At 69.1% G+C, this 6,348-nt stretch carries 6 protein-coding genes; 2 read left to right on the plus strand and 4 right to left on the minus strand.

Annotated features, from left to right (window positions below; translation table 11 throughout):
* Window positions 1-113: 113 nt before the first annotated feature.
* Window positions 114-641: a sigma-70 family RNA polymerase sigma factor gene (locus AOZ53_RS12265; protein ID WP_054487948.1), complete on the plus strand. Its 528-nt coding sequence runs from the start codon at window positions 114-116 to the stop codon at window positions 639-641.
* Window positions 642-1,097: 456 nt separating this feature from the next.
* On the plus strand, window positions 1,098-3,488 hold the full coding sequence (locus tag AOZ53_RS12270) for a TonB-dependent receptor (RefSeq protein ID WP_054487949.1): 2,391 nt from the start codon (window positions 1,098-1,100) through the stop codon (window positions 3,486-3,488).
* A 72-nt stretch (window positions 3,489-3,560) separates the two neighbouring features.
* Here the strand turns inward: AOZ53_RS12270 and AOZ53_RS33395 are convergent, their stop codons facing one another.
* The 4 genes from AOZ53_RS33395 to AOZ53_RS12285 all read right to left on the minus strand — a co-directional run.
* The gene (locus AOZ53_RS33395) at window positions 3,561-3,758 is read right to left on the minus strand and encodes an oxidoreductase-like domain-containing protein (RefSeq protein WP_082385612.1); all 198 of its coding nucleotides are present in this window, start codon (window positions 3,756-3,758) and stop codon (window positions 3,561-3,563) included.
* 9 nt (window positions 3,759-3,767) lie between these two features.
* Window positions 3,768-4,325 (minus strand): GNAT family N-acetyltransferase, encoded by a 558-nt coding sequence (locus AOZ53_RS12275; protein WP_231690605.1) that lies wholly within the window; start codon window positions 4,323-4,325, stop codon window positions 3,768-3,770.
* 128 nt (window positions 4,326-4,453) lie between these two features.
* The gene (locus AOZ53_RS12280; protein WP_054487951.1) at window positions 4,454-5,089 is read right to left on the minus strand and encodes a class I SAM-dependent methyltransferase; all 636 of its coding nucleotides are present in this window, start codon (window positions 5,087-5,089) and stop codon (window positions 4,454-4,456) included.
* Window positions 5,086-6,348 (minus strand): lytic murein transglycosylase (locus AOZ53_RS12285; RefSeq protein ID WP_054460491.1); only part of this gene is annotated, 1,263 nt, incomplete at its 5' end. The genes AOZ53_RS12285 and AOZ53_RS12280, both read right to left, overlap by 4 nt.

Consider the following 6,348-nt stretch of genomic DNA (forward strand, 5'->3'; position numbering starts at 1 on the left):
ACTTCAGGCCGTCATTGGGCCTGGAAGGACTGCGCCAGCCCGATAATAAAAATCATTCTTCAAGGGTGGACAAACCGTGATCCTACGGTCACCCGCGGCACGGTGATTTCTGCATGAGCGTCCTGGCCTACTCATCCCCTCCTTCGCTGGAAACGCTCTATTGCGACCATCACGGCTGGCTGCAGCGCTGGCTGCACCACCGCCTGGGCAACGCCGCCGACGCGGCGGACCTGGCCCACGACACGTTCGTCCGGCTGTTGGCCAAGCCGGTGAGCCGTGACTTCAGCAACGTCTGCCAGGCGCGCGCCTACCTGCGCACCGCCGCCGGCGGCCTGTGCGTGGACCTCTGGCGCCGTCGCGAGATCGAACAGGCGTGGCGGCAAACGCTGGCTGCGCGGCCCGAACCCATGGCGCCATCGCCCGAGCATCAAGCCATCATCATCGAGACGCTGCTGGAAATCGGCGCCATGCTCGGCCGGCTGTCCCGGAAGGCGGCGACGGCGTTCATCATGGCGCAGGTGGACGGCGCGCCCTACCGCGCCATCGCGGCCGAGCTGGACGTCTCGGAACGCATGGTCAAGAAATACATCGCCCAGGCCATGCTGCAATGCGCGTTGATAGAGGCTGGACTAGCCGGCTGAATCGGCTGGCTTCACCGTGAATCCCGATTCCTCGCCCCCCGGCTCGCTTGGCAGCGCTGGTTGCAAACGCCGGCGCACCAGGCCCCCTGGCCCACGTCGAGACCGTGAGCCAGGCCGCCTGAAAGCCCCTCTCCCGCAGCGCCACTGACCATCGCCAGTGGGTGACCACGCAAGTGGCCTTGCCCCATTTGTAGGACAAGGACGGGTTCCCCTTTTGCGTCTCCCATTCGATTTAGACAGCGAGAGACTACGGCTGGACGGGCGTCGACTCCGCCCTGGCGGCACGGCCTCGGCCGGACACGCCCGCCACCCTGCGCCCGCCGCCGATCGTCTCGCCGCTCGAAGAACCTTTGGAAAGATCGATTGATGCCCCGTCCCGCCTTCCCCCCGCATTCCGCCCGAACGCACGTCCTCGCGAACGCCGCGCCCCATTGCCCCCCTCACGCGCTGCGCTCAGTGGCGCTGGCGCTGAACCTGGCCGTCGCGGGCATGACGCTCGCCACGGCAAGCTGGACGCCGACCGCGCAGGCGCAGCCGGCCACCGCCCCGGCGCGGCGCTACGACATTCCCGCCGGACCGCTCAACACCGCCCTGACCCGTTTCGCGCAAGAGGCCGGCGTGCTGCTCTCGGCGCCAGGGGCATTGACACAGCACAAGCATGCCACGGGCCTGTCCGCGACCATGACGATCGAACAGGGTTTCGCCGCGCTGCTGCGGGGACAAGGGCTGGCCGCGGTGCGGCAGGCGGATGGCAGTTATGCGCTACGCCAGGCGCCCCCGGCGGACGGCGCGGCCATCAGCACGCTGCCCACGGTGCGCGTGACGGGCGCCCCTGAATCCCGGGCTCGTGCGCTGCCCGCCCCCTATGCGGGCGACCTGGTGGCCCGTGGAGGCCGCGTCGGCCTGCTGGGCAACAAGGACGTGATGGAAACGCCGTTCAGCACCACCAGCTACACATCGCGCATGATCGAGGACTGGCAGGCCGAGACGGTGGCGCAAGTGCTGCACGCGGATGCGTCGGTGCGGCAGACGTTCCCCGAAGCGGGGCCGACGGAGTTCTTCAACGTGCGCGGGTTCTACATGCCCAGCACCGACTTCGCCTGGAATGGCCTGTTCGGCCTGACGCCGGGCTTCCAGGTGGCAACGGAACTCCTTGAACGCATCGAGGTGCTCAAGGGCCCGGGCGCGCTGCTGTATGGCATGACGCCCGGCGGTTCCGTTGGCGGGGTCATCAACCTGGTGCCCAAACGGGCCGGCGACACGCCGCTGACACGCCTGACGGCCAAGTTTTCCTCGGACTCGGAGCTGGGCGCGCACCTGGACATGGGGCGGCGCTTCGGACGCGACGACGCGTTCGGCATTCGCGTCAATGCCGTCAAGTCCGATGGCCGCACCACCCTGGATGACCAATCGAAGAACAAGGAATTGGGCTCGCTGGCGTTCGACTATCGCGGCGAACGCCTGCGCGTCGCGCTGGACGCCTACAGCATCGAAGGCAGGACGCGCGGCGGCATGCCGCTCTTCACCACGTTTGCCAGCGGCCAGATTCCCGACGCCCCGGATCCCAAGCTCAACCCCCTGCCCGGCGCGCGAGCCTCGGAGCACAGCAAGGCGCTCATCGCCTCGGCCGAGTTCGACTTCAACGATCAATGGATGGGGTTCGCGTCGGTCGGCACCAAGCGTCAAGGCAGTTCCGGCTACATGAACAACGCCCTGGGCAGAAACGCGCAGCCCTCGGGCGCCTACATCGGCATGGCCAAGAACACGAGGAGTTTCTCCAATGCCAATGCGGCCGATGGCGGCATTCGCGGTCGTCTGCGCACCGGGCCGGTCGGACACGAGATCACCCTGAGCGGCAACGCCATTCGACAGACGGGTGGCGCGGTCCAGGGGCCCGTGACGATGTGGGCCTCGAACATCTATGCGCCCACCCCACCAACGCTGACCGCGGGACCCGCCGCACTGCCGAAGTCGTCCGACAGCACCCTGAGCAGCATCGCCCTGGCCGACACGATTTCGTTCCTGAAGGAGGAATACCTGTTGACGCTGGGCGTGCGGCAACAGCGCGTGCGGACGAAGAACTATACGCCCTCGGGCGCCGTGACCACCCGCTACGACGAACACGCCCTGACACCCGCCATGGGCGTGGTCATCAAGCCATGGACCGCGCCGGTCTCCGTCTACGCCAACTACATCGAAGGCCTGTCACAGGGAGACCGGGTCACCGACGTCACCGCCGCCAATTTTGGCGAGGTCTTCCCGCCGTACCAGAGCAAACAGATGGAGGTGGGCGCCAAATGGGATGCCGGCACACTGCTCAATACCCTTGCCGTCTTCCAGATCACGCGCCCCAGTCTCATCAAGAACGGCGACAGCAACCGATACGCCCCCGACGGCGAACAACGCAACCGCGGCATTGAATGGAGCATTGCCGGCGAGGCGGCGGCAGGACTGCGCCTGCTGGGCGGCGCGACTTACCTCAAGGCCATCAACACCAAGAGCAGCACCGGCCTGCTGGATGGCAAGACGGCCATCGGCGTTCCGAGCTGGCTGTTCAACCTGGGCGCGGAATGGGACATGCCGTCATTGCCAGGCCTGACCCTGCGGGCCGCCGCCATTTACACCGGCCAGCAATACGCGGACAGCGCCAACACGCAGAAACTACCCGCCTGGACACGGCTCGATCTGGCCGCCCGCTATGCCACCCGCCTCGCCGCCCACAACGTGGTTTTCCGCGCAAGCGTGGAGAATGCGCTGGACAAGCACTACTGGTCAGGCGCCTGGTATGGCTCCACCTCGGTCGGCACGCCGCGCACCGTCAAGCTGGCGGTCAGCGTGGATTTCTGACAAACGGGGCCGCAGGTTGCGCGCGTATCCCGTTCCCGCGGCAATGCGAACCGCCGAGCCAGCCCCCGCCCGCTATCCCGCCTCGCCATGGCGCGCGCGCCAGGCCTTGAGCGCGGCGCGGTATTCGTCCATGGCTTCGTTGTAGGTGTCGTAAACGCAGGGGATACAGCCGCTGTTGCAGCATTCCTCGGGCGCGGGGGCCTCGGGCGGTACGGGCGGCGGATCGTCGTCGACAGGCGACGGGGTGTTCGGGGCAGTCGGGGAACTCATCCCCGCATGTTAGCGCTGATCGGCGTCCGCCAGCGCGCGCCATTGCTGGCGCCGGATTTCGTAGCGCAGCTTGCGCGCCTCGCCTTCGCCGGTGGTTTCGATCCAGCGCATGCCGCACTTTTCCATCACCCGCATCGACGCGGCGTTGTGCTGCACCGCCACGGCGCTCAAGACGTCCACCGGCAGGCGCTCGAAGCCCAGCGTCAGCAGCGCGCGGGTGATCTCCGAGGCGTAGCCCCGGCCCCAACAGGCGGGCGGAAAGGCATAGGCCACCTCGACCCGTTCGATCTTTCCCGCCAGCGCCAGCTTGAGCCCGGCGCGGCCCGCCAGCGCGCCGCTGTCGCGCTCGGTCAGCACGTACATGCCGTAGCCGTGCTCGGCCCAGTGCAGCATGTTGTGCTCGACGTAGCGGCGGCTGGCGGCGGCGTCGCGGGTGCCGCCCATGGTCGCCATCAGGTCGGCATCGGCGTGCATGCCAATGATGAAAGGCAGGTGGGTCGGCAACATCCGCTCGGCGCGCAGGCGCTGGGTGACGAAGGATTCGGGCAACAGGGCGGACGGCATCATGGCAGGCGGCAGCCAGCGAAAGGGGTGCCTTGCATCATACCGAGCGGTGAGCCCCGTCACTATCCACCTTCCGCAGCGTGGACACCTGACGGTATCCGCCCGCCCCCCGCCATCGGGGCATCATCACCCTAGCCGCGCCGCAGGCCCAGGAAGCTCCAGTGCACGTCGGCGCGGTCCAGCATGTCTTCGCGCGTGACGCAGTGATGCGCCGACAGGCCATGGCCGGCCGCCAGCGCGATGGTCTCGTCGGCCGACACGTCGAACATGCGCCGGCCCGGCGGCACCGGACCGTGGCGCAGCGACATCAGGATCTGGCCGCCGGGCGCCAGCAGGGCCGCCAGCGCCGCCATGCCGCGGGCACGCTCGTCCGCGTCCAGGTGCATCCACACGGCGGTCAGCATGATGACGTCGAACGCGCGTCCCCGCAGGCCGTCCAGGTCCGGCAGGGCATCGTCGACCCACTCCAGATTGGGCAGCGCGTGGCGCCGCTGGCCCTCGCGCCGCAGCTCGGGCGTGGGCTCGGCCGCCACCACCTGGTGGCCCATGCGGGCCAGCGCGGCGGCGTCGCGGCCCGAACCGGCGCCGATGTCGGCGATGCGCGACGGCGTGGACGGGATCAGGTGCGCCACGTCGCGATGGACGTCGGCGAAGGCGATGCTCTCGTACTGCTCGGCCAGGGCCGCGGCGTTCTCGCCGTAGCCCTGGGTGCCCGAGACCACCACCCCGTCAACGCCAATGGCTTGCGCGGGATCGGCGGCGCTCATTTGGCCTTGAGCGCGTCGTAGATGCGCTTGCCGACGCGGCCGTCCTGCGGCAGGTTGCGCTTTTCCTGTTCGGCGCGCACCGCGTCGCGGGTCTTGGCGCCGGGAATGCCGTCGGCGGTGCCGACGTCATAGCCGCGGGCGTTGAGCATCTCCTGCACTTCCTTGATCTGCGCGCGCGACAGGCCGGGGTCGTCCGTCGGCCAGGCCGTGGCCAGCGCCGGGCCGCCCTGCAGGCGGTTCAGCAGCAGCGACACCGCCAGCCCGTAGCGGCGCGACTGGTTGTAGTGCAGGATCGCGTCGAAATTGACGGTGGCCAGGAACACCGGGCCCTTGGCGCCGGTGGGCGCGAACAGGTAGGCCTGCTGGTCGTTGCCGCTGGCCAGCTTGAGCGCGGAGCCGTCGCCCTGCTTCAGGCCCGCCTGGGCCCACTGCGCGATGGTGCGGCGGTCCTGCGAGCCGACGTATTCGGCGTCGGGCGCGGGCGGAATGGCGGCGGCCACGTCGGCCGGCACGCGCACTTCCACCACCGCCGGCAGGCCATGGGTCCATTTGGCGCGGCGCTTGCGCAGGTGGTTGGCGGTCGAGGCCAGGGCGTCGGGCAGCGAGTTGTACAGATCGATCTTGCCGTCGCCATCGCCGTCGGCCGCCAGCTCGTAGAACGAGGTGGGGATGAACTGCGTCATGCCGAAGGCGCCGCTCCAGGAGCCGACGAAGTTGTCGGCCGGCACCACGCCGTCGCGCAGCAGGCGCACGGAGGCGTAGGCGTTCTTTTCCCAGAGCGTCTTGTTCTCGGTGCAGGCGCGGGTCAGCCAGGCATTGAGCACGTCGGTCTTGCCGACCTGGCGGCCGTAGTTGGTCTCGATGCCGAAGATGGCGACCAGCGTGGCCGGGTCGACCTGGTACTGCTGGCTGATGTCGCCCAGCTGCTTGCCGTACTTGGCGAGCACCGCGCGGCCATCGGCCACGCGCTCGTCGTCGACGGTCTTGGCGATGTAGTCCCACCAGCTTTCGCGGCCCTCGGGCTGGCCCTGGGCCGACGCCACGGTGGTGGGCAGCAGCTTGGCCTTGGCGGTGTATTTGTCCCAGTCGGCCAGGGTCAGGCCGTTGGCGGTGGCGCCCTTGCGCAGCTTGGCGATACACGCCTTGGTGTCGAGCTCGGTCGGGATGATGACGGTGGGCGCGGCGGGGGCCGCGGTCGCGGCGGGCGCCTGGGCCGGCGCCGCGGCGGGCGCGGGAGCCGGGGCCGCCGTGGCGGGCGC

The organism is Achromobacter sp. 2789STDY5608621, assembly GCF_001299375.1.
Classification (GTDB): Bacteria; Pseudomonadota; Gammaproteobacteria; order Burkholderiales; family Burkholderiaceae_B; genus Achromobacter; species Achromobacter insuavis.

What these genes read in the sequence shown, in the direction of transcription:
- AOZ53_RS12275 (WP_231690605.1), bottom strand. Translation starts at nt 4,325, where the DNA reads ATGATGCCGTCCGCCCTGTTGCCCGAATCCTTCGTCACCCAGCGCCTG.
- AOZ53_RS12280 (WP_054487951.1), bottom strand. Translation starts at nt 5,089, where the DNA reads ATGAGCGCCGCCGATCCCGCGCAAGCCATTGGCGTTGACGGGGTGGTG.
- AOZ53_RS12265 (WP_054487948.1), top strand. Translation starts at nt 114, where the DNA reads ATGAGCGTCCTGGCCTACTCATCCCCTCCTTCGCTGGAAACGCTCTAT.
- AOZ53_RS33395 (WP_082385612.1), bottom strand. Translation starts at nt 3,758, where the DNA reads ATGAGTTCCCCGACTGCCCCGAACACCCCGTCGCCTGTCGACGACGAT.